This is a genomic window from Streptomyces phaeofaciens (assembly GCF_014648915.1).
Classification (GTDB): Bacteria; Actinomycetota; Actinomycetes; order Streptomycetales; family Streptomycetaceae; genus Streptomyces; species Streptomyces phaeofaciens.
Window position 1 is genome coordinate 1 of the sequence record NZ_BMSA01000046.1, and the last position, 21,632, is coordinate 21,632.

The 21,632-nt window shown below is 72.8% G+C and carries 19 protein-coding genes; 4 read left to right on the forward strand and 15 right to left on the reverse strand.

Translation table 11 applies throughout. The features are described 5' to 3' along the window. Nucleotides 1–98: 98 nt before the first annotated feature. The 5 genes from IE275_RS42225 to IE275_RS42245 all read right to left on the reverse strand — a co-directional run bounded on the left by IE275_RS42225 (nt 99) and on the right by IE275_RS42245 (nt 4,899). Nucleotides 99–782 carry a hypothetical protein gene (locus IE275_RS42225; RefSeq protein WP_189718011.1) on the reverse strand — a complete coding sequence of 228 codons (684 nt, stop codon included), beginning with the start codon at nt 780–782 and terminating at the stop codon, nt 99–101. Nucleotides 783–850: 68 nt separating this feature from the next. Next, on the reverse strand, nt 851–2,476 hold the full coding sequence (groL, locus tag IE275_RS42230) for a chaperonin GroEL (protein ID WP_189718012.1): 1,626 nt from the start codon (nt 2,474–2,476) through the stop codon (nt 851–853). A gap of 112 nt (nt 2,477–2,588) precedes the next feature. Beyond that, entirely contained in the window at nt 2,589–2,897 is a 309-nt protein-coding gene (groES, locus tag IE275_RS42235) for a co-chaperone GroES (protein WP_020132158.1), read from the reverse strand. A 293-nt stretch (nt 2,898–3,190) separates the two neighbouring features. Next, nucleotides 3,191–4,036, reverse strand: a complete 846-nt coding sequence (locus IE275_RS42240; protein WP_189718013.1) for a polysaccharide deacetylase family protein — start codon at nt 4,034–4,036, stop codon at nt 3,191–3,193. Next, complete coding sequence (locus IE275_RS42245; RefSeq protein ID WP_229871226.1) at nt 4,033–4,899, reverse strand: polysaccharide deacetylase family protein; 867 nt, start codon at nt 4,897–4,899, stop codon at nt 4,033–4,035. Before IE275_RS42245 ends, IE275_RS42240 begins: the two co-directional genes overlap by 4 nt. A gap of 258 nt (nt 4,900–5,157) precedes the next feature. On the opposite strand from IE275_RS42245, the gene IE275_RS42250 reads away from it, so the two are divergent. Next, nucleotides 5,158–6,354 (forward strand): THUMP-like domain-containing protein, encoded by a 1,197-nt coding sequence (locus IE275_RS42250; protein ID WP_229871218.1) that lies wholly within the window; start codon nt 5,158–5,160, stop codon nt 6,352–6,354. Here IE275_RS42250 and IE275_RS42255 read toward each other — a convergent pair. The 6 genes from IE275_RS42255 to IE275_RS42280 all read right to left on the reverse strand — a co-directional run bounded on the left by IE275_RS42255 (nt 6,332) and on the right by IE275_RS42280 (nt 14,032). After that, the gene (locus IE275_RS42255; protein WP_189718049.1) at nt 6,332–8,371 is read right to left on the reverse strand and encodes a cell wall-binding repeat-containing protein; all 2,040 of its coding nucleotides are present in this window, start codon (nt 8,369–8,371) and stop codon (nt 6,332–6,334) included. The genes IE275_RS42250 and IE275_RS42255 overlap by 23 nt on opposite strands. A 94-nt stretch (nt 8,372–8,465) precedes the next feature. Then, the gene (locus IE275_RS42260) at nt 8,466–9,755 is read right to left on the reverse strand and encodes an RNA polymerase sigma factor (RefSeq protein ID WP_189718016.1); all 1,290 of its coding nucleotides are present in this window, start codon (nt 9,753–9,755) and stop codon (nt 8,466–8,468) included. 59 nt (nt 9,756–9,814) lie between these two features. Then, complete coding sequence (locus tag IE275_RS42265) at nt 9,815–10,171, reverse strand: YciI family protein (RefSeq protein WP_189718017.1); 357 nt, start codon at nt 10,169–10,171, stop codon at nt 9,815–9,817. A 140-nt stretch (nt 10,172–10,311) separates the two neighbouring features. Then, entirely contained in the window at nt 10,312–11,367 is a 1,056-nt protein-coding gene (locus tag IE275_RS42270) for an LCP family protein (protein ID WP_189718018.1), read from the reverse strand. An 83-nt stretch (nt 11,368–11,450) separates the two neighbouring features. After that, nucleotides 11,451–12,818: a glycoside hydrolase family 10 protein gene (locus IE275_RS42275; protein ID WP_189718019.1), complete on the reverse strand. Its 1,368-nt coding sequence runs from the start codon at nt 12,816–12,818 to the stop codon at nt 11,451–11,453. A 74-nt stretch (nt 12,819–12,892) separates the two neighbouring features. Then, nucleotides 12,893–14,032: a LacI family DNA-binding transcriptional regulator gene (locus IE275_RS42280; RefSeq protein WP_189718020.1), complete on the reverse strand. Its 1,140-nt coding sequence runs from the start codon at nt 14,030–14,032 to the stop codon at nt 12,893–12,895. Between the two features lie 128 nt (nt 14,033–14,160). Between IE275_RS42280 and IE275_RS42285 the strand changes: the two genes are divergently transcribed. The 3 genes from IE275_RS42285 to IE275_RS42295 all read left to right on the forward strand — a co-directional run bounded on the left by IE275_RS42285 (nt 14,161) and on the right by IE275_RS42295 (nt 19,001). Continuing rightward, nucleotides 14,161–16,518, forward strand: coding sequence for a beta-xylosidase/alpha-l-arabinosidase (locus IE275_RS42285; protein WP_189718021.1), 2,358 nt, complete (start codon nt 14,161–14,163; stop codon nt 16,516–16,518). A gap of 81 nt (nt 16,519–16,599) precedes the next feature. Beyond that, complete coding sequence (locus IE275_RS42290; RefSeq protein WP_189718022.1) at nt 16,600–18,048, forward strand: M48 family metalloprotease; 1,449 nt, start codon at nt 16,600–16,602, stop codon at nt 18,046–18,048. Continuing rightward, nucleotides 18,045–19,001 carry a hypothetical protein gene (locus IE275_RS42295; RefSeq protein ID WP_189718023.1) on the forward strand — a complete coding sequence of 319 codons (957 nt, stop codon included), beginning with the start codon at nt 18,045–18,047 and terminating at the stop codon, nt 18,999–19,001. Before IE275_RS42290 ends, IE275_RS42295 begins: the two co-directional genes overlap by 4 nt. A gap of 81 nt (nt 19,002–19,082) precedes the next feature. Here IE275_RS42295 and IE275_RS42300 read toward each other — a convergent pair whose 3' ends face one another. The 4 genes from IE275_RS42300 to tsaB are packed head-to-tail and all read right to left on the reverse strand — an operon-like array spanning nt 19,083 to nt 21,598. Then, nucleotides 19,083–19,361 carry a hypothetical protein gene (locus IE275_RS42300; protein ID WP_189718024.1) on the reverse strand — a complete coding sequence of 93 codons (279 nt, stop codon included), beginning with the start codon at nt 19,359–19,361 and terminating at the stop codon, nt 19,083–19,085. After that, nucleotides 19,358–20,449, reverse strand: coding sequence for a tRNA (adenosine(37)-N6)-threonylcarbamoyltransferase complex transferase subunit TsaD (tsaD, locus tag IE275_RS42305; RefSeq protein ID WP_189718025.1), 1,092 nt, complete (start codon nt 20,447–20,449; stop codon nt 19,358–19,360). The genes IE275_RS42300 and tsaD overlap by 4 nt, the downstream gene beginning before the upstream one ends. Then, nucleotides 20,442–20,915, reverse strand: coding sequence for a ribosomal protein S18-alanine N-acetyltransferase (rimI, locus tag IE275_RS42310; protein WP_373299387.1), 474 nt, complete (start codon nt 20,913–20,915; stop codon nt 20,442–20,444). Before rimI ends, tsaD begins: the two co-directional genes overlap by 8 nt. Before the next feature lie 29 nt (nt 20,916–20,944). Next, nucleotides 20,945–21,598, reverse strand: a complete 654-nt coding sequence (tsaB, locus tag IE275_RS42315) for a tRNA (adenosine(37)-N6)-threonylcarbamoyltransferase complex dimerization subunit type 1 TsaB (RefSeq protein ID WP_189718027.1) — start codon at nt 21,596–21,598, stop codon at nt 20,945–20,947. Nucleotides 21,599–21,632: the final 34 nt, after the last annotated feature.

Below are 21,632 nucleotides of genomic sequence, written 5' to 3' on the forward strand. Positions count from 1 at the left end.
CTCCTGGCCACAGCCAGTTGATCACTGTGTTGCGACGACCCCTGGAATGCGCCTCATGGAGCGGGGGCTTCCTCGTGCGCGGCGCGGCCGGTGCCGGGTCAGTCGTCGGCCACCTGGATCAGCGCGGCGAAACGCTCGCCGTCCGTGCCCACGACGAGCCCGTCGAGCGTGCAGCCGACAAGCCCCTCCGAACTGACGTCGTCGGTGTTCGACCACCAGCGCGCCCCGGGCCCTAGGCCGTGTCCGCAAAGTCCCGTCTGGCTCGCGACGCCCGGCACGCACGCTCGCCGCGTTGTCGGGATCACCCGCGTACACCCAGTACGCGGGCGACCCTCCGCCTTGCGATCGCACGCACCGGACGCCGCGAGCCCTGCCCTCCGGGCAGACGACGCCACTTTGCGGTCACGACCTAGCAGTCCGACCACCCGTCCGGCGATCCGTTCGGCGTCGGCCCGGTCCATGAGGGCGTACTCGGGGAACAGCAGATCCGCGGCCGCGAACCGCGCCATCAGCGCGACGGCCTCGGCCGGGTCCTTCGGGTGCAGCGACCACTCGATCCGAGCGACGGGGACCGGACCGGCGCCGTACGTGTACCGGTGCCAGTAGTCCTCGTACAGACCGAGGACCAGGGCGTGCACTTCCTCGGCGATCCTCCTGGTGAGGGGCCGGGCCGAGGTGTCGCTCGGGAGGAGGCCGGAGCGGACGTGGACACGGTGTTCGTGGGCGAGGGCGCCGAGGAGGCTGCCCAACTCGTGGGCGGGACCGGTCGCTTCGCGCGGCAAGGTACTCCCCCTGTGTACGCCGAGACCCGGCACCCACCGGGGTGCCGGGTCTCGGTGATGCCGTGTGCTCAGTGGGAGTGGCCGTGGCCGTGACCCGCGGCGGCCGGCTCTTCCTCTTCCTTCTTCTCGACGACCAGGGTCTCGGTCGTGAGGAGGAGGGAGGCGATGGAGGCGGCGTTCTCCAGGGCGGAGCGGGTGACCTTGACCGGGTCGATGACGCCGGCCTTCACCAGGTCGCCGTACTCGCCGGTGGCGGCGTTGAAGCCCTGGCCCTTCTCCAGATCGGCGACCTTGGAGGTGATGACGTAGCCCTCCAGGCCGGCGTTCTCGGCGATCCAGCGCAGCGGCTCGACGACGGCGCGGCGGACGACGGCCACACCGGTCGCCTCGTCGCCCGTCTTGCCGAGGCCGCCCTCCAGGACCTTCGCGGCGTGGACCAGAGCGGAGCCACCACCGGAGACGATGCCCTCCTCGACCGCGGCGCGGGTCGCGGAGATGGCGTCCTCCAGACGGTGCTTCTTCTCCTTCAGCTCCACCTCGGTGGCGGCGCCGACCTTGATCACGCACACGCCGCCGGCCAGCTTCGCGAGGCGCTCCTGGAGCTTCTCGCGGTCCCAGTCGGAGTCCGTGTTCTCGATCTCGGCCTTGATCTGCGCGACGCGGCCCGTGACCTCGGAGGAGTCGCCGGCACCGTCGACGACCGTGGTGTCGTCCTTGGTGACGGTGACGCGGCGGGCGGAGCCCAGCACGTCGATGCCGACCTGGTCGAGCTTGAGGCCGACCTCCTCGGAGATGACGGTGGCGCCGGTGAGGACGGCCAGGTCCTGGAGCATCGCCTTGCGACGGTCACCGAAGCCGGGGGCCTTGACGGCGACCGCGTTGAACGTGCCGCGGATCTTGTTGACGACGAGGGTGGAGAGCGCCTCGCCCTCCAGGTCCTCGGCGATGATCAGCAGCGGCTTCGAGGAGTTGGTCTGGATGACCTTCTCGAGCAGCGGCAGCAGGTCGGAGATCGAGGAGATCTTGCCCTGGTTGATGAGGATGTAGGGGTCCTCGAGGACGGCCTCCATGCGCTCCTGGTCCGTCACGAAGTACGGCGACAGGTAGCCCTTGTCGAAGGCCATGCCCTCGGTGAAGTCCAGCTCCAGGCCGAAGGTGTTGGACTCCTCGACGGTGATGACACCGTCCTTGCCGACCTTGTCCATCGCCTCGGCGATGAGCTCGCCGACCTGGCTGTCCTGGGCGGACAGCGCGGCGACGGCGGCGATGTCGGACTTCTCGTCGATCGGGCGGGCGGTCGCCAGCAGATCGTCGGAGATGGCCTTGACGGCGGCGTCGATGCCCTTCTTCAGGGCGGCCGGGGAGGCACCCGCGGCAACGTTCTTCAGACCCTCGCGCACCAGCGCCTGGGCGAGCACGGTGGCGGTGGTCGTACCGTCACCCGCGATGTCGTTGGTCTTGGTCGCCACCTCCTTCACCAGCTGGGCGCCGAGGTTCTCGTACGGGTCCTCGAGCTCGACCTCGCGGGCGATCGTGACACCGTCGTTGGTGATGGTGGGGGCGCCGAACTTCTTGTCGATGACGACGTTGCGGCCCTTGGGGCCGATCGTCACCTTGACCGTGTCGGCAAGCTTGTTGACGCCGCGCTCGAGGGCGCGACGGGCGTCCTCGTCGAACTTCAGGATCTTCGCCATGGGAGCGGTTCAGCCCTCTCGGAAAATGTGGGAGAAACGAACTGCGCCCCCAGCGCCCGGCTTCACTAAGTCGCGGGGGCCAGGAGCGCAGTTCACTGCAAAACTGGGTGAATTACTTCTCGATGATCGCGAGCACGTCGCGAGCCGAGAGGACGAGGTACTCCTCGCCGTTGTACTTCACCTCGGTGCCGCCGTACTTGCTGTACAGAACGACGTCGCCGACCTTGACGTCGAGCGGCAGGCGCTCGCCGTTCTCGAAGCGACCCGGGCCCACGGCGAGGACGGCGCCCTCCTGGGGCTTCTCCTTCGCGGTGTCCGGGATGACCAGGCCAGAGGCGGTGGTCTGCTCGGCGTCGAGCGGCTGGACCACAATGCGGTCCTCGAGCGGCTTGATGGCAACCTTGGAGCTGGTGGTCGTCACGATCCGACCTCCCCCTTCGGAGATCTCACGGGGCTAACTGTCTGAGGTGGCGACCAGGTGGATCCGTCGTCGCGGGTGCCGGACCTGCCCGTCGCTATTGGCACTCTCCAGGGGTGAGTGCCAGAAGCGAGACTATGACCGCGATTAGCACTCGGTCAAGCGGAGTGCCAATCCCCGCGGCGCGTCGGCCCGATTTCGGCACCCTGTGCCGGTGCGGTCGCCCTCCGGGACCGCGCGGGTGCCGGCCGCGCCGTTCTCTTTCGTGGCCCTGGGGGCGGGGCCTACCGGTAGGCCTACAGGTAGTCCTCCAGCCGTCCCACCCTCAGGCCCTGGTCCTGCACCCGGCGCAGCAGTCGTGTCGTGCGTTCCCGCAGGGTCGGGCCGAGCATCTCGTCCGGGTCCACGGCGATGATGTCGCCGGGGCGCAGGCGGTGGGTGCCGTGGGTGTAGGCGAGGTCGGCGGGGCCCATCGAGGCGCGCCACAGGACGAGCGCCGTGATGCCGCAGTCGGCGGCGGCGCGCAGGGTGGTGGTGTCGTACGTGCCGTAGGGCGGACGGAAGAAGCGGGGGCGCAGGCCGAAGCGGGCGTGGAGCTTCTCCTGCTGGCCGCAGATCTCGGCGCGCTGTCCGGCGTACGGCAGGCCGCGCAGGGCCGCGTGGTCGAGGGTGTGGTTCTGCAGGCTCGCGCCGACGGACTGCAGCCGGGCGAAGTGCCCGTAGCCGGGGCCGACCACGCTGTCCGTGAGGAACATGCTCACCGGGAGGCGCAGTTCGCGGACCATGTCGACGAAGCGGGGGTCGCGTTCGGCGCCGTCGTCGTAGGTGAGGAAGACGACCGGGTCGCGGGTGGCGACGCGGTCGACGACCGGCGGGAGTCCCGCGGCGCCGGAGTTCCCGGAGGCGGGGCTGCCCGACAGGGGGCGGGCGGGCCGGTCCGGCCGGGCGGGTGCGGGGGCGAGCGGTGCCGTCAGGCCCCACCGGCGGTACGACTGCCGGCCGTCGGGGCGGGCTTCGCTCGGGTGGACCCGCTCGGCGGCCTTCTTGCCCAGCCGTTCGATCGGGTCGACCGACTGGGCGCAGCCGCTCAGTGCCGCGACCGCCAGCGCCAGCGTGACGGCCACCAGCCCCCGCGTCCTCACAGGTAGTCCTCCAGGCGTGCCACCGCGTACCCCTTGTCCGTGACCTTGTTCAGGAACCGGCGGACCATGTCGGGCATGGTGCCCTTCCAGTCGCCCCGGCCGCGGAAGTGGCTCAGGACGATGTCGCCGGGGTGGAGGTCCCGGTCCCACTCGCGGTACTCCCAGTGGTCGACGAAGACCTCCTCCGCCCAGAGTGGCGCGTACTTCACCCCGCAGGACTTCGCGGCGATGAGCGTGTCGCGGTTGTAGTTGCCGAACGGCGGCCGGAAGAGGGTGGGCCGTTTGCCGTACTGCTCGCGGATCACCTGCTGCATGCCGCAGATCTCGTGCCTCTGCCGTCGGTAGGACAGGCCGGGCAGATAGGGGTGGTGGAGCGTGTGGTTGTTCAGGACCACGCCCCGGTCGCGCATCTTCCTGAAGTAGGCGTAGTCGTCGTTGATGACGTAGTCGCTGAGGAACGCCGTGTACGGGACCTTCAGTTCGCTCATCATCCGCAGGAAGTCGGGGTCCTTCTCGGCGCCGTCGTCGATGGTGAGGAAGACGACCTTCTGCCGGGTCGGGACCGTGGTGAAGACCGGCGGCAGGCCGAGTTCCTCGTGGCCGTCGACCTCGAAGCCCTCGCGGGTGCTGATGGGCGGCTTGCTCGCGGGCGGCGCCGGCGGGGTGAGCGGGACCTTCTTCAGGCCCCAGCGTCTGGCGGCGGCGACCTTGGCCGTGCGTTCGGCGTGGAGCCGGTCGGCGTAGGAGAGCGGGGTCTCGGCGGGGGGTGCCGCGGCGCCGGACCGCCGGCCGGGGGCCGGATCGGCGCCGCCGTCCGCGCCGCCCTGGACGCAGCCCGACCCGATCGCGGTCAGGGCCAGCATCGCGATGCCGCCACGGATCCCGGCGCGCCGGCGCGCGGCACGTGCGGTGCGCGCGCCGGCCTGGGCCGTTCCGGATGCCTGGGCACGGGCACGGCGCCCAGCCTCCGGCACACCGCTCCCCGTCCCCCCAGACGCACCATTCTTGTCATTTTGTACGACAGGTCCCATGGCGCCGGATCCTCGCAGTCACCCCCGGCAAACCCGGCCCGACACCGCCACCGGAGGCACACCGTCCACCGACTGGCCCACAATGACCCGGTGAACGACCTCGCCCCGCTCCTCACCCCCGAGGGCCGCGCCCTCCTCGACGCCGTGCACGGCACCGCACCCGCCGACGAACTCGCCGTCGCCACCCGGCTCCGCCGCGACCACCCCGCCGACCTGGTGTCCGCCGCCCTCGGACAGGCCCGGCTGCGGCAGCGGGCGGAGGCGAAGTTCGGTGCCGAGGACGCCCGGCGGATGTTCTTCACGCCGAACGGCGTCGAGCAGTCGACCCGCGCGAGCGTCGCGGCCTACCGGGCGCAGCGGATGAAGGCGCTGGGCATCACCTCCGTCGCCGACCTGTGCTGCGGGATCGGCGGTGACGCGATCGCGCTCGCCCGCGCCGGGATCCGGGTGCTCGCCGTCGACCGCGACCCGCTGACCGCGGCGGCGGCACGGGCGAACGCCGACGCGCTCGGGCTGGCCGGCCTCGTCGAGGTACGGGAGGCGGACGTCACGGAGGTGGACACCGGCGGGTACGACGCCGTGTTCGTGGACCCGGGCCGGCGGGGCGGACGCGGCCGGATCTTCGATCCCGAGGCCTACTCACCGCCCCTGTCCTGGGCGATCGGCGCCGCTCTCGCCGCTCCCCGCGCCGCCCTGAAGATCGCGCCCGGCGTGCCGCACGAGGCGATCCCCGCGGACGCCGAGGCCGAGTGGATCTCCGACGGCGGGGACGTGAAGGAGGCCGTGCTGTGGTTCGGCACCGCGCCGGGGGCCGTCCGGGCGACCCTGCTGCCGGGGCCGCGCACGCTGCTCGGCACCGGCCTGCCCGACCCGGACGTCCGCCCCGTCGGCCGCTACCTGTACGAGCCCGACGGCGCCGTCATCCGGGCCCATCTGGTGGCCGAGGTCGCCCGGCACCTCGACGGCGGGCTGATCGACGAGACCATCGCCTACATCACCGCGGACACCCTCCGCCCCACCCCGTACGCCACCGCCTACGAGATCACCGACCGGCTCCACTTCAGCGTGAAGAGGCTGAAGGCCCTGCTGAGGGAACGGCAGGTCGGCATCCTGACGGTGAAGAAGCGCGGCTCGGCGGTGGAACCGGAGGAGCTGCGCAGGAAGGTGCTCCCCAAGCCGCACGGGCCGCACGCGGTGACCGTGTTCCTGACCCGGGTGGCGGGGGCCCCGACGATGCTCCTCGGGTCCCCCGCCGCCCCGGCGGCTACTGCCGGTGGACCGTCTTGAGGCGGTCCATGGTGGGGTCGGCGCCGGCCGGCCCCGAGCGCTCCAGCGTGGCCTCCTGGCCGTCGTTGGTGCGCAGCGCGAACGTCGTCGCGCTCGTGGCCGCCGGGATGACGCCGTTGTAGTACGGGCGGTAGTCGAACCAGCTGCTGCCCGCGCTGATCGAGGCACCCACGGTGTTCACCGCCTCGGTGGTGACGGCGCCGGTGTTGCCGAAGGCGGCGGTGAAGCCGGTGCTCGCGGACTCGCGCAGCAGATAGCTCTTGACCTCGGTGGACAGGGCCGAGCGGCCGGTCCACAGCAGTGGTCCGAAGACGTTCATCGCGGCGGCCGCGGACACCCCGTCCCGCCACTGGCCGGTGAAGGCGAGCGAGGTCTGGCCGGGCGCGCTCCACCAGAACTTGGCGATGTTGACCGAGATCGCCGCGTCCGTGCTGCCCGAGATCGGGTAGTAGTAGTACGTCGACGGCCACCGGGAGAAGCTCGTGTGGGTGAGCGCGTACTTCGCCGCCGAACCGACGGGGATGACCATGGTCTTGGCGGGGTTCAGACTGTTGAGGTACGACTTCACCGACGCGGTCAGCTTGTTGCCGTTGGTGAGGACCACGCCGCCCGCGCTGCCGCTGCCCTCGGCGCTCGCCGCGGAGGCCGCGGACAGGGCCGCGCGGTACTCGGTGCCGCCGGCGAGGAAGACGTACTTCGGGGCGGTGGTGACGGCCTTCGCGACGGCGACCGAGGTCGCGTAGCGGTCGGCGCCGGACAGCCGCTTCGGGACGTAGCCGAGGGACGTCAGCTGGGTGGCGACGGTACCGCTCAGGACGGACGTGCCGCCGACGAGGTACACGGTCTTCCCCGGCTTCAGCGACCGCTTCAGCTCCTTCTTCACCGCCGACGACAGCCCCGACTTCGGGGTCAGCAGCACCGGGCCCTGCTTCTTGCCGGCCAGGGCGGGCGCGGTGACGGAGTACGCCGCGTCGTCCTGGTTGACGAGCACCGCGGACTTGGCGTTCATCAGGCCGGGGACGCTCTCGCCGATCGTGTTCCAGGTCCAGCGGGAGGCGGCGATGTTGGTCGCGTAGGCGTCCGAGCCCCAGACCCGGCCGACGCCGTTCTTGCGCAGCGGCTGCCAGCTGGGGTTGTTGACGGAGCTGCTGCGCGAGGCGTCCGTGACGGGGGTCGGCTCGCCGGTGGCCGCATCGACGTACTTGATGGTGTGTACGTCGTTGCTGTTCGGCGAGGTGTGGGCGTCGAGGACGATGCGCTTGCCGGTGGGCGACCAGGACGGGTTGGCGTACCGGTCCGGGCCGGTGGTGAGCTGCTTGACCTCGGTGCCGTCGGCCTTCGCGAGGAAGACCTGCGGGGTGCCGTCGATGTCCTTGCGGACGAACGCCAGCTTGGTGCCGTCCGGGGAGAAGGCGGGCTGCTCGGCGTCGGTCAGGACGCGCTTGACGGTCTGCGCGGTGCCGTCGAAGACCCATACGCCGGGCGTGCCGGTGCAGTTGGCGGTGCGGCGTTCGAAGGCGAGCAGGCCGTTCACGTTCACGGTCGGCTCGCTGTCGCAGACGGTGGACGGTTCCTGGGCCGCCGTCAGCAGCGGGCGGGGCGCCCACGCGCCGTCGGAGGGGCCGTGGACGATCTGGCCGCCGGTGGCGAAGACGACGTAGCGGCCTCCCCACCAGAAGGCCAGGTCCTCGTACGGGGCGCTGGAGCGCACGTCCTGCGCCCACGGCAGGGTGATCCTGCCGGTGCCGTTGGGGCGCACGCTGGAGATCTGGCTCCAGGAGGAGATCACCCGGCTGCCGTCCGGGGCCCAGGCGGCGTAGTTGTCGACGTTGGGGATGGAGGTGCCCGCGCTGGTGGCGGGGTCGATCAGCAGGCCGCCGTCGTTGAGGATCCGTCCCTCGGTGCCGGGCCAGGGGCCCGCGTCGTCGGCGGCGGCACCCGGCGCGGTCGCCAGGGTGCCCACGGCGGCGAGCGCCGCCGCGGTGGCGAGCGCCGCGGCACGGCGGCGCGTGAACATTCTCAAGTTGTCGTCCCCCCAGGGATCACACGTCACAGCCGTTTCACAACGGCTCGAACACTTTAGTGGTCAACCCGGGCCGGTAGGAACGGAGTTACGAACGGCAGGCGGTGGCCCGCGCCAGCAGCAGCTCCCGTTCCCGCTCGTTGCGCGTCAGCGACGCCGCCCGTTCGAACTCGGCCCGCGCCTCCGCCGTACGCCCGAGGCGCAGCAGCAGGTCGCCCCGGACGCTGGGCAGCAGGTGGTAGTCGCTCAGGGCGGGCTCGGCGGCCAGGGTGTCGACGATCTCCAGGGCGGGGCCCGGGCCGTCGGTCATGGAGACGGCGACCGCGCGGTTGAGCTCGACGACCGGGGACGGGGCTCGTACGGCCAGCAGGCCGTACAGGGTGGCGATGCTCGCCCAGTCGGTCCCGGCGTACGTGTACGCGTGCGCGTGGCAGGCGGCGATGGCGGCCTGGAGGGCGTACGGGCCCGGGGCGCCGACGGCGGTGGCGCCGGCCCGGTCGAGGGCGGTGATGCCGCGGGCGATGAGCATGCGGTTCCAGCGACGGCGGTTCTGGTCCCTGAGCAGGACCGGGGTGCCGTCCGGGGCGGTGCGGGCGGCCGTCCGGGAGGCCTGGAACTCCAGCAGGGAGACCAGGCCGTGCACCTCGGGCTCCTTGGGCATCAGCGCGGCGAGCTGCCGGGCCAGCCGCAGGGCGTCCTCGCACAGCGCCGGGCGCAGCAGGTCGTCGCCGGCGGTGGCCGCGTACCCCTCGTTGAAGATCAGGTAGATGACGTCGAGGACCGAGCCGAGCCGGGCCTCGCGGCCGGGTCCGTACGGCACCTCGAAGGCGATGTTCCGCGTGGCGAGGGTGCGCTTGGCGCGGACGATGCGCTGGGCGACCGTGGGTTCGGGGACCAGGAACGCGCGGGCGATCTCGGGGGTCGTCAGGCCGCCGAGCAGCCGCAGGGTGAGGGCGGTGCGGGCCTCGGCGGAGAGCACCGGGTGGCAGGTGGTGAAGACGAGCCGCAGGAGGTCGTCGTCGATGTCGTCCGGGGCGGCGGGCTCCTCCGGCGGCGGTACGTCGGTGAGGTCCCGGCCGATCTCCTGGAGCTTGCGGGTGTAGTTCTCCCGGCGGCGGACCAGGTCGACGGCGCGGCGGCGGGCGGTGGTGGTGAGCCAGGCGCCCGGGTGGTCCGGCACGCCGTCGCGCGGCCACTGCTCCAGCGCGGCGACCAGCGCGTCCTGCGCCAGTTCCTCCGCGATGCCGATGTCCCGGACGATCCGGGTGACGGTGGCGACGACCCGGGGGAACTCCAGGCGGAAGACGGTCTCGATGGCGGTGCGGGCGTCGGCCGCGGTGCGGGGGGCGATGGCGGGCTGCTGTTCCACAGCCCCCATCGAACACCCCCGGCCACGGTGGCGTCGGCGGAAACCCGCCGGCGCCCCGGACCGCGCGCTCAGCCCTCGGCGATCTCCCGCACCTCGCAGGTCACCGTCCAGAACTCCTCGTGCACCTTCAGGAAGCGCTTGGTCCACTCCAGGGCTTCGGCCATGTCCTTGCACTGCATGATCGCGTAGCCGCCGACGACCTCCTTGGACTCGGTGAAGGGTCCGTCGGTCACGGAGATCCTGCCGCCCTCCCAGTGCACGCTGGTGCCCTGCGCGGACGGCGTCAGCCCGGCGGTGTCGAGCATGACGCCCGCCTTGGTGACCTCCTCGATCAGCTCGCCCATCCGCTGCATCAGCGCGGGGCTGGGGCCCTCGGCGGGGGCGGAGGCCTCGTCGATCTTCACGAGGGAGAGATAGCGGGGCATGGTGGCTCCTCGGGTCCGGCGGGCCGGGTCCTTCCCGGCCGCTCACCCCTGCGTCGATCGGGAGACCGCCGGATCGACACCGTCGCCGGATTTTTCCGAGGAAATTTTCCGGCGGGCGTTTTCGCAGGTGAGCGGCTATGTCACGTCAGTGACTTCCACAGATCGCTCGCCTCCGGCTCGTCCGCCACCACACGGTTGGGGTCGGAGGGGGCCGTGACGACCGGCAGGGTGACCGTGCTGACGTTCTCGGCGGCCAGGCCCTTCAGGCTCTCGGCGAGTCGGGTCAGCTCGGCGAGGGAGTTCAGGCCGGTGTCGGTGGTGAGGCTGCCGGTGGCCGCGTCGGCGACCGCGTAGAGCTTGGTGGGGCTGGTCAGCAGGTCCGTCGAGGCGATCTGTTCGAGCAGTGCCTTGACCAGTTTCTGCTGGAGGCCGATCCGGCCGAGGTCGCTGCCGTCGCCTATGCCGTGCCGGGTGCGGGCGAGGGCGAGGGCCCGCTTGCCGTTCAGGTGGTGGGTGCCCGCCGCGAGGTGCAGATGGCTGTCGTCGTCGTCGATGTCCTCGTCCGTGGTGACGGTGACCCCGCCGAGCGCGTTCACCAGCTTCGCGAAGCCCGAGAAGTCGACCTCGATGTAGTGGTCCATGCGGACGTTCGTGATCGACTCGACCGTCTTGACCGCGCAGACCGGCCCGCCGACCGCGTACGCGGTGTTGAACATCGCGCCGTGGGCCAGGGCGGTGGAGCCGCCCGAGGAGAGCGGGCAGGACGGGCGGGTGACGAGGGTGTCGCGCGGGATGCTGACCACGGTGGCTCCGGTGCGCCCGGCGTCGATGTGCACGACCATCGCCGTGTCGGAGCGGGCGCCGCCGCTGTCGCCGCCGCCGAGTTCCTGGTTCTCCTCGCCGCTGCGCGAGTCGGAGCCCAGGACCAGGATGTTGACGGCCTCGGTGGGCAGCGGGGAGGCGGACGCCGAGCCGGAGGGCGTCGGGGTGGTGACGGCCCGCGCGGGGCGGTTGTCGCCGAGCGCGCTGTCGATGTCGACGCTGGTGATGTTGTCGTTGAGGTGCCAGTAGGCCCAGCCCGCCGTCCCCGTGCCCAGCACCAGGGCGGCTGCCAGGGTGAGGCCGGCGGCCTTCAGCGCTCTCGACCGCCGGCCCACTCTTCTGCCGTCTTCGCCGTGCTCCTCGTGTCGCGTCACGGTGAGGAACGTAGGTCCGGTTTATTAGCGGACTGTTAGGACGGGGACAGCGAGCGGTATTTCTTGTGAAAATCTCACGATTCTCAGCCCAGTGTCACGGTCGGCACGGGATTGCTGCCGCTCCAGCTCGCGTTGAACCCGAAGCTCACCGAACCCCCGTCCGGCACGGTCCCGTTGTACGACGCGTTCTGGCACGACACCGCCGCCCCCGACTGGGTGCAGGTGGCGTTCCAGGCCTGGGTGATCTGCTGCCCCGCCCCGTACGTCCAGCTCACCCGCCAGGACGAGAGCGAGGCGCCCGAGCAGGAGATCGTCACGTTCCCGGTGAACCCGGTGTTCCACTGGCTCCCGACGCTGTACGCCGCCGTGCACGCCCCGGTCGGCGGCGGGGTCGTGGTCCCCCCGAGCGCCTCGGAGATGCCGTAGTACGCCGGTTTCGGCGCGTAGTTCGCGTCGTACGGGGTCGCCGCGCCCTGCCCCGGGAAGGTGCTCTCCACCCAGGAGTCGGAGTCGGTGAAGCCCCAGACGGTGAAGTTGACGCAGCGCGCGACCGCCACGCAGGCGGCGGTGACCGCCTTGTAGTCGGCCTTCTGCTGGGCGAGCTTGGTGCTGTCCGAGGGCAGCGTCATCCGGATGTCCAGCTCGGTGATCGCCACGTCGACGCCGAGGTCGGCGAAGCGCTGGATGTTCTGCTGGAGGGTGGACGGCACCTGCCCGAGGATCAGGTGGGCCTGAAGCCCGACGCCGTCGATCGGGACGCCGCGCTCCTTCAGCGACTTGACCAGGTTGTACAGGGCGGTGCTCTTGGCGTTGACGCCCTCGACGTTGTAGTCGTTGATGTACAGCTTGGCGGCAGGGTCGGCGGCCCGCGCCCGGGTCAGGGCGGTGGCGATGTAGTCGGCGCCGAGGCCGTTGTACCAGAGGGTCGAGCGGTAGGTGCCGTCCTCGTTGAAGGGCTCGTTGACGACGTCCCAGGCCGCGATCCTCCCTTTGTAGCGGCCGACCTCGGTGTCGATGTGGTTCTGGAGCAGGGTGCTCAACTGGGCGGACGTCCAGCTGCCGTTGGTGAGCCAGCCGGGGTTCTGGCTGTGCCAGACCAGGGTGTGGCCGCGCACCTGCTGGTTGTGGGCCTGGGCGAAGGCCACGATCTGGTCGGCCTCCGCCCAGTTGAAGGTGCCTTGCGTCGGCTCGACCGAGCCCCACTTCATGGCGTTGCCGGGGGTGAGCGAGCCGAACTGCGTCCCCGCGATGTCGCCGTAGGTCCCGGTGAGCTTGGAGCCGGTGACCGCGGTACCGATGACCTTGCCCTTGGCCGCGCCGAGGTCGCGCAGCGGGGTGTCGGCGGCATGCGCGGCGGGGGCGGCGGCGGTGAGCAGGGCGCCGACGGTGGCCGCCGAGGCGAGCAGGGCGGCGGCGATGCGTGCACGGAACGATGAACTGGAGGATCTCATGGCGGGCGCCTCCGAAAGTTTCGGTCGTGCAACCGATTGACTTCGGAGGAGTGTGGAGGCACCGGCCACACCCGTCAATACGTCAACTTCCAGCCACCCGCGCCTCCCTGGGGAACCGGCGGTGCTCCCGTGCTCGCCCGCACCACCAGACTGGTCGCCAGTTCCACCCGGGTGGCCGTCGGGGTCTCCTCGGACGAGGACCGTCCCAGCTCCAGCACCAGTCGGGCCGCCGCCTCGGCCATCTCCGTCAGCGGCTGCCGTACGGTCGTCAGCGGCGGGCCCACCCAGCGGGCCACCGGAAGGTCGTCGAAGCCGACCACGCTCACGTCCTCCGGGATGCGCAGCCCCAGCTCGCGGGCGGCCTCGTAGCAGCCGAGCGCCTGGAGGTCGTTGCCGGCGAAGACGGCGGTCGGCCGGTCCGGGCGGTCGAGCAGCTCACGGCCCAGCCGGTAGCCGGTCTCGTGGTGGAAGTCGCCGGTCATGATCATCCCGGGGTCGACCGGCAGCCCGGCCGTCTCCAGCGCGGCCCGGTAGCCGTCGATCCGCGCGCGGCTGCACATCATCTGCGGCGGCCCGCTGATCGCCCCGATCCGCCGGTGCCCCAGCTCGACCAGATGCCGGGTGGCCGCGAGCCCGCCCTGCCAGTTGGTCGCCCCGATCGACGGCACGTCGGCGCCCGGGTCGCCGGCCGGGTCCATCACCACGAACGGGATGGACCGGCTGGTCAGCAGCGCCCGCTGGGACTCGTCGAGCCCGGACAGGACGAGGACGACGCCGTGCGGACGGCGGGCGGCGACCTGGTCGGCCCAGGTCCGCCCCGGGGTGAGCCGCCCGGCGCTCTCGCTCAGCACCACGCTCAGCCCGGCGTCCCGGGCCACGTTCTCCACCCCTCGGATGACCTCCATCGCCCACGCGCTCTCCAACTCGTGGAAGACCAGGTCGATCAACGGCGAGCGGGTCGCCTCGGCGCGCCGGCGCCGGTAGCCGTGGGCGCGCAGCAGTTCCTCGACGCGGGTGCGGGTCGCGGGGGCGACATCGGCACGGCCGTTGAGGACCTTCGAAACAGTCGGCGCCGAGACGCCGGCCTCGCGGGCGATCTCCGCGAGGGTCGCGGTCTGTGCGGACCGACCGTCCGCACGCGTTGCCGACCGGCCGCCGGCAGGCGCTGCCGACCGGTCTTCCGTCCGCGTCTCAGCGGGCTCCGAGGGTGTCATGGCGGCGATCGTATCCTCGCGCGGCCTCTTGACGAACCCCGTACGGCGCCATAGGTTCCCGGAACATTCGATGTGAGTTACGAAACATTCGAATCCTTCGGGACAGGATCCCCCGGGACAGGAGTTTCATGACCACCGCCCCCTGGCGTGACCGCGCCCTGCCCGCCGCCGCCCGCGTCGACGATCTCCTCCCCCGGATGACCCTGGAGGAGAAGACCGCCCAGCTGTACGGCGTCTGGGTCGGCGCCGCGACGGACGGCGACGGAGTCGCCCCTCACCAGCACGACATGACCGCCGACCCCGCCGACGACTGGGACGAGCTGATCACCCGGGGGCTGGGCCAGCTCACCCGCTCCTTCGGCACCGCCCCCGTGGACCCGGCGCTCGGCGCCCGCGCCCTGGCCCGCGCCCAGCGCCGTATCGCCGAGGCGGGCCGCTTCGGCATCCCGGCCGTCGCCCACGAGGAGTGCCTGGCCGGATTCACCGCCTGGCGGGCCACCGCCTACCCGGTCCCGCTGGCCTGGGGTGCCGCCTTCGACCCGCCGCTGGTCGAGGAGATGGCCCGGCACATCGGCCGTGACCTGCGCACGGTCGGCGTGCACCAGGGACTGGCCCCCGTCCTGGACGTGGTCCGCGACCCGCGCTGGGGACGGGTCGAGGAGACGATCGGCGAGGACCCGTACCTGGTCGGCACCCTCGGCACCGCCTACGTGCGGGGGCTGGAGTCGGCCGGGATCGTGGCCACTCTCAAGCACTTCGCCGGGTACGCGTCCTCGGCGGGCGCCCGCAACCTGGCGCCGGTCCGGGCGGGAACGCGCGAGTTCGCGGACGTCACCCTGCCCCCCTTCGAGATGGCGCTGCGCGAGGGCGGGGCGCGCTCGGTGATGGCCGCCTACACCGAACGGGACGGCGTCCCCGCCTCCGCCGACCCCGAACTGCTGACCCGGCTGCTGCGCGAGGAGTGGGGCTTCACCGGCACGGTCGTCGCCGACTACTTCGGCATCGGCTTCCTCCAGACCCTGCACCGGGTGGCCGGCACCCCGGCCGAGGCGGCCCGCCTCGCGCTGGAGGCCGGCATCGACGTCGAGCTGCCGACGGTGAAGTACTACGGCGACGCGCTGGTGGCCGCCGTCCGGGCGGGCGAGATCCCGGAGGCGCTGATCGACCGTGCCGCCCGCCGCGTCCTGCTCCAGAAGTGCGAGCTGGGCCTGCTGGACGAGGACCGGCGAGCGGAGAGCCCGGAGACCGTCGACCTCGACTCGGCGGCGAACCGCGCCCTGGCCCGCAGGCTCGCCGAGGAGTCGGTGGTCCTGCTGGACAACCCGGACGGCCTGCTCCCGCTCGCCCCCGACACCCGGATCGCGGTGATCGGCCCGCGGGCGGCGGACGCGCTGGCGATGCTGGGCTGCTACTCCTTCCCGTCCCATGTCCTCACCCACCACCCCGGGGTGGACCTGGGCATCGGGATCCCCACGCTCCTCGACTCGCTGCGGGCCGAACTCCCGGACGCCAAGGTGACGTTCACCCAAGGGTGCGGCGTCTCCGACCCTGATCCGTCCGGCTTCACGGAGGCGATCGCGCGGGCCTCGGAGGCGGACGTCTGCGTGGCCGTCCTCGGCGACCGGGCGGGCCTGTTCGGGCGGGGCACCTCCGGCGAGGGCTGCGACGTGGCCGACCTGAGCCTGCCGGGCGTCCAGGGCGAACTGCTGGACGCGCTGGTCGCGACGGGCGTGCCCGTGGTCCTGGTCCTCCTCACCGGACGGCCGTACGCGCTGGGCCGCTGGCAGGGCCGGCTCGGGGCCGTCGTCCAGGCGTTCTTCCCCGGGGAGGAGGGCGGTCCGGCGGTCGCGGGAGTGCTGTCGGGCCGGGTGAACCCCTCGGGCCGTCTCCCGGTGAGCGTGCCGCGCGTGCCGGGCGGCCAGCCCTGGACGTATCTCCAGCCGCCGCTGGGCCTCGCGGGCGAGGTCAGCAATCTGGACCCGACCCCGCTGTACCCGTTCGGACACGGCCGCTCGTACACGGAGTTCGGGTGGGAGGACTTCGTCGCGGGCCCCGACGAGGGGGCCCGCGCCCCCCAGGACTCCCCGTCCGGCGCCCCGGAGACGGAGATCGGCACCGACGGCTCGTACGAGGTATCCGTGACCGTCCGCAACACCGGGGAGCGGGACGGCACGGAGGTCGTCCAGCTCTATCTGCACGACCCGGTGGCGAGCGTGACCCGACCCGACGTCCGGCTGATCGGCTACCGGCGTCTCGACCTGGCCGCCGGCGAGTCCGCCCGGGTCACCTTCGGCTTCCACGCCGACCTGTCGGCGTTCACCGACCGCGCGGGCCGGCGGGTGGTCGAACCGGGCGCGCTGGAGCTGCGGCTGGGGACGTCCAGCGCCCAGGTGCGGGAGGTGGCCCGGATCCGGCTGACGGGGGCGGAGCGGGAGGTGGGGGCGGAGCGGCGGCTCCACTGCGAGGTGCGGGTGCGGCGGAACTGAGGTAGGGCCACGGGGTGCCTCTGTGTCACAATCCGCCGACGTTCACACCGGTATTCCAGGCACGCACGCGACGGGAACGCGATGGACACCCCGAGATCCGACGACCACCACAGAGTCAGGGAATGGCTGCTGGGCACCACCCTGCTGGCGGTCGCCTGGCTGCCCACCGCCGTCGTCGCGGCGGTACTGCTCGTCGTCTGTCTGCGCTGGGGCCCGGCCTGGGCGGCCCTGGCCCCCGTCGCCCTGGTCGCGGGCCGGCTGTCGTCGGTCCTCGGCGGCCGCGGTCCGCTGCCGGGCCGCGCCGTGCGCCCCGACGACGAGCCGGAACTGGCCGCGCTGGTCCAGGACATCGCCGGACGGCTCGGCTTCGACCAGCCGCTGCTCGTCCGGATCGTGCCGGGCGTCCAGGCGTCCCTGGGCCGCACCCGGATCTCCGGGGTCCGCGCCCATGTCCTCCTGCTGGGCCTGCCCCTGCTGCGCCGGCTCACCGAGGCCCAGCTGACGTCCGTGATCGCCCACGAACTGGCGCACGAGCGTCATGTGGGCGACCGCCGCGCGACCCTGCTGCGGTTCGCCCGCGCCCAGGCCGCCGACCGTCTCGACAGCCGCTTCCGCCCCACCGCGCCCCTGGCCGGGCCCCTGCTGCGCGCCTCGCAGCCGCTCCTGTGGCGGGCCGAGACGGCGGCCGACGCCGACGCCGTCCGGATCGCGGGCACCGAGGCCACCACCGAGGCCCTGCACCGAACCGTCCTGCTGCACGCCGTGTTCGAGGGCCTCGGCGAGGCCTGGCTCGCCGCGCTGGCCGAACAGGACAGCCACCCCGAGGACTTCTACGACGCCCTCGACGCCGCCCTGGACGACCCGCACGTGGCCCGCCGCGCCGCCCGCGCCTTCGCCGAGGAGGACGCCCTCGACCCGTACGCCGCGGCCGACCACCCGCCCCTCGACCTGCGCCTGGCCGCCCTGCCGGAGCACACCGGGACCCCGTTCGGCAGCACGCCGGTCCCCCTGCGGACGGCCGCCGGCATCGAGCGGTGGTGCCGCCGCGCGCTGACCCACGGGGACGAGGAGTTCGACGACGGGGAGCTGCGCCCGGTCCGCCTCCTGGAGATGACACCCCACCAGCTCCGGGAACTCGGCGACGACACCGGCTCCCTGCTGCTGCACCGCGCCACCGGCCGGGACACCCCCGCCGAGGCGGTGTCCGCCGCCCTGGACGCGGTCGCCGACGGCACCTGGACCGCTCTCGCCCGCCGCCTGGAGCCGTCCCTGCGCTGGGCCCCGGCCTCCCTGCGCAACCCGCTGGCCCGCACCGTCCTCGCCTCCGCCGTCGCCCGGACCCTCGCCGGGGCACTGCGCACGGCCGGCTGGACCCCCGCCGGCCGCTGGATCGACACGGTGCTCACCGCGCCCGACGGCGGCCGGATCGTCGATGTGCACGAGATGGCCGGCACCGCCGTGGACACCGGGGACCCGGGCCCGCTGCGCGCGCTGCTGACGTCCAGCGGACCGAAGGAGGCCGCCGTATGAAGCGCCCCGGCCCGGCCCTGCGCGTGGGTCTCCTCGGTGTGGCGGTCACCCTCACCGGCTTCGCCCTGTTCGCCGGCTGGCTCACCCTGCACCTCGAACGCCGCTACGACGCCCTCGACCGCGCCACGGCCACGGCCACCGGAGTGGTCGTCGCGGACGGCATCGGCGACGAGGACGACATACGGGTGCGCTGGACGGACGACCGGGGCCGCACCCACGTCCAGCGCTTCGGCGTCTACGACACCGACCGCTACACCCAGGGCGCCGACTTCCCCCTGCTGTACGCCCCCGGCGGCACGGAGGCCTTCCCCGCCGACCCGGACGAGACCGCGGCCGAGGACGACCTGATCGCCCCGGTCTTCCTGGCCGGCGCCTTCGCCCTCCCCATGGTCGGGGTCTGGGGCTGGCGCGGCCTGCGCTTCCTTCTCACGGCCCGCCGCTCCGGCCGCCCGATGACGGCCCGGGTCCACCGGGGCGGCCACCGGGCGGCGGCCTGGCGCGGACCGACGACGACCTGGCTGGAGCTGACGGCACCGGACTGCGCCACGCACTGGCAGCGGGTCATGTGGCACCCGGCGCTGGACGACGTCCCCGCCGGCACCCCGGTGAGCGTGCGCAACCGGTCCCGCCGCCCGGCCGTCGTCACCCTCCCCGACGGAACGCGGCTGGTCCCCCTGGGCCGGTTCCGCCGCCGTCCGCCGGCCGGTGTGCCGCTCGGTCACGAGGCCGTCCGCGCCGACCTGCGGGACGCCTTCCTCCTGCCGCCCGGCACCGTCGTACGGCCCACGCACCCCTGGCGGCAGGGCGCCCTGACGGCCGCGGCCGGCGTCGGCCTCGGCGCCGCCACGGGCCTCGCCCTCACCGGCGGCACCCTGATCGCCACGGTCGGCTTCGCCCTGTGCGGGACGACCCTGATGACGTCGGTCTGGGCTCTGTCGGCTCCACAGCCGTAGCGGCAGGCGCGGCCGTCGGTCCGTCGGTCGCCGCGGCAGACGTGTCCGTCGGTCCGTCGGTCCCTGCGGCAGGCGCGTCCGTCAGTCGGCGGGTCCGCCGTCGGACAGGTCCGGCACCGACTCGAACCGCCACCGGTGCACCGCCCGGCTCACCAGCCCCCCGGCCGGCTCCGGCAGCTCGGGGAGGTCGGCGTCGTACGCCGCGTCCCACCAGGTGATGACCAGGACCCGGTCCTGGGGGGCGCGGAAGGTCTCGCGGCGCACGGGCCGCTGTGCGAGTTCCTGCGCCCGCGCCCAGGCCAGCAGCTCCTCGCCGCGCCCGGCGGCCGCCCGGGCCTCCCACATCAGCGCGACCGTCACGAGTAGAGGTTCTCCTTGCTGACCTCGTGCACATGGTCGTGGCCGTGTCCGGGCACATGGGTGTCCGTCACCGGGAGGGAGGAGTCGGCCGAGAGGTCCCAGCTCGACGCCGTCCGGTTCCTCGACACCATCTCCGCGCCCAGGGCCGCCACCATCGCGCCGTTGTCGGTGCACAGCTTGGGGCGTGGGACGCGCAGCCGGATGCCCGCGGCCTCGCAGCGCTCCAGGGCCAGGGCGCGCAGCCGGGAGTTCGCGGCCACGCCGCCGCCGATCATCAGGTGGTCGACGCCCTCGTCCTTGCAGGCCCGCACGGCCTTGCGGGTCAGGACGTCCACGACCGCCTCCTGGAAGGAGGCCGCCACGTCCCGCACCGGGACCTCCTCGCCCACGGCCCGCTTCGCCTCGATCCAGCGGGCGACGGCGGTCTTCAGACCGGAGAAGGAGAAGTCGTACGCCGCGTCGCGCGGGCCGGTGAGGCCGCGCGGGAAGGCGATCGCCCTCGGGTCGCCCTCACGGGCGTAGCGGTCGATGACCGGCCCGCCGGGGAAGCCCAGGTTCAGCACGCGCGCGATCTTGTCGAAGGCCTCGCCGGCAGCGTCGTCGATGGTCGAGCCCATCGGGCGGACGTCCGAGGTGATGTCGGACGACAGCAGCAGGGAGGAGTGGCCGCCGGACACCAGCAGCGCCATCGTCGGCTCCGGCAGCGGGCCGTGCTCCAGCTGGTCGACGCAGATGTGGGAGGCGAGGTGGTTGACGCCGTAGAGCGGCTTGCCGAGGGCGTAGGCGTAGGCCTTCGCCGCCGAGACGCCGACCAGCAGCGCGCCGGCGAGGCCGGGGCCCGCCGTGACCGCGATGCCGTCGAGGTCCTTGGCGGAGACGCCCGCCTCCTTCAGCGCCCGGTCGATGGTCGGGACCATCGCCTCCAGATGGGCGCGGGAGGCGACCTCCGGGACGACCCCGCCGAAGCGGGCGTGCTCGTCGACGCTGGAGGCGATGGCGTCGGCCAGCAGGGTGGTGCCCCGGACGATGCCGACGCCGGTCTCGTCGCAGGAGGTCTCGATGCCGAGGACGAGGGGTTCGTCAGCCATGGGTCTCGGTTCCTTGTACTGAGGTCGATGGGTCGGTGCGGCGCATCACCAGCGCGTCCACGTTCCCCGGCTGGTAGTAGCCGCGCCGGAAGCCGATCGGCTCGAAGCCGTAGCGTTCGTAGAGTTTCTGGGCGCGGACGTTGTCGACCCGGCACTCCAGCATCACTTCGGCGCACTCGAAGGAGGTCGCGGCCCGCAGCAGCTCGGTCAGCAGCCGGCCGCCGAGGCCGGTGCCCCAGTGGCCGCGGGCGACGGCGATGGTCTGGACGTCGGCGATGTCCGCGTTGGCGGCGAGCCCCGCGTAGCCGACGATCCGCTCGCCCTCGGTCGCCACGAGGTACCGGCGGGTCGCCTCCGCCCCGCGGGCGTGCGCCAGGTCGGACCAGAACATGCCGCGCGACCAGGCGTCCTCCGGGAAGAGGTCCTTCTCCAGTTCGAGCACGGGTTCGATGTCCCACCAGCGCATCTCACGCAGCACGGGAATGACGGATTCGGTCACTTGGGGGTGACCACCTTGTAGTTCTTGGGGACCTGGGCGTCCGGCCGGCGCAGATACAGCGGGCGCGGCGCCGGCAGCTCCTCCCCCCGGGCGAGCCGCTCGGCGGCCAGCGAGGCGAGGGCGGCGGCGGAGACGTGCTCGGGCTCGTGCGCGTTCGGGAACGTCTCCGGGTACAGCAGCGCGCCCGCGCCGACGGCCGGCAGCCCGGCGACCTGCTCCGCGATGTCTCCGGGCCGGTCCACGGCCGGGCCGAAGACCCGGGTGCGGGAGTCGTCGTAACGCGCCCAGTAGACCTCCTTGCGGCGGGCGTCCGTCGCCACGACGAACGGTCCGTCGAGGTCGGACGCGTACGCGAGGCCGTCGAGCGTGCACAGACCGTGCACCGGCACGCCGAGCGCGAGCCCGAAGGTGTCGGCGGTCATCAGTCCGACGCGCAGCCCGGTGTAGGGGCCGGGGCCGGTGCCGACGACGATCGCGGTGACGGCGTCCAGCGCGCGTCCCGCCCCGGCGAGCAGCCGGTCGACGGCCGGCAGCAGCAGCTCGCCGTGCCGGCGCGCGTCCACCTGGCTCGAGGAGGCGATGACGTCCGTGCCGTCGTGCAGGGCGACGGTGACGGCGGGGGTGGCGGTATCCAGAGCGAGCAAGAGCACGCCAACAGCCTACGGCTCCTCGGCGCCCGTGTCG

What these genes read in the sequence shown, in the direction of transcription:
- IE275_RS42260 (WP_189718016.1), bottom strand. Translation starts at nt 9,755, where the DNA reads ATGGGGGCTGTGGAACAGCAGCCCGCCATCGCCCCCCGCACCGCGGCC.
- IE275_RS42265 (WP_189718017.1), bottom strand. Translation starts at nt 10,171, where the DNA reads ATGCCCCGCTATCTCTCCCTCGTGAAGATCGACGAGGCCTCCGCCCCC.
- groL (WP_189718012.1), bottom strand. Translation starts at nt 2,476, where the DNA reads ATGGCGAAGATCCTGAAGTTCGACGAGGACGCCCGTCGCGCCCTCGAG.
- IE275_RS42255 (WP_189718049.1), bottom strand. Translation starts at nt 8,371, where the DNA reads ATGTTCACGCGCCGCCGTGCCGCGGCGCTCGCCACCGCGGCGGCGCTC.
- rimI (WP_373299387.1), bottom strand. Translation starts at nt 20,915, where the DNA reads ATGCGCTGGTGGGACATCGAACCCGTGCTCGAACTGGAGAAGGACCTC.
- IE275_RS42285 (WP_189718021.1), top strand. Translation starts at nt 14,161, where the DNA reads ATGACCACCGCCCCCTGGCGTGACCGCGCCCTGCCCGCCGCCGCCCGC.
- IE275_RS42290 (WP_189718022.1), top strand. Translation starts at nt 16,600, where the DNA reads ATGGACACCCCGAGATCCGACGACCACCACAGAGTCAGGGAATGGCTG.
- tsaD (WP_189718025.1), bottom strand. Translation starts at nt 20,449, where the DNA reads ATGGCTGACGAACCCCTCGTCCTCGGCATCGAGACCTCCTGCGACGAG.
- IE275_RS42280 (WP_189718020.1), bottom strand. Translation starts at nt 14,032, where the DNA reads ATGACACCCTCGGAGCCCGCTGAGACGCGGACGGAAGACCGGTCGGCA.
- IE275_RS42295 (WP_189718023.1), top strand. Translation starts at nt 18,045, where the DNA reads ATGAAGCGCCCCGGCCCGGCCCTGCGCGTGGGTCTCCTCGGTGTGGCG.
- IE275_RS42245 (WP_229871226.1), bottom strand. Translation starts at nt 4,899, where the DNA reads ATGCTGGCCCTGACCGCGATCGGGTCGGGCTGCGTCCAGGGCGGCGCG.
- IE275_RS42275 (WP_189718019.1), bottom strand. Translation starts at nt 12,818, where the DNA reads ATGAGATCCTCCAGTTCATCGTTCCGTGCACGCATCGCCGCCGCCCTG.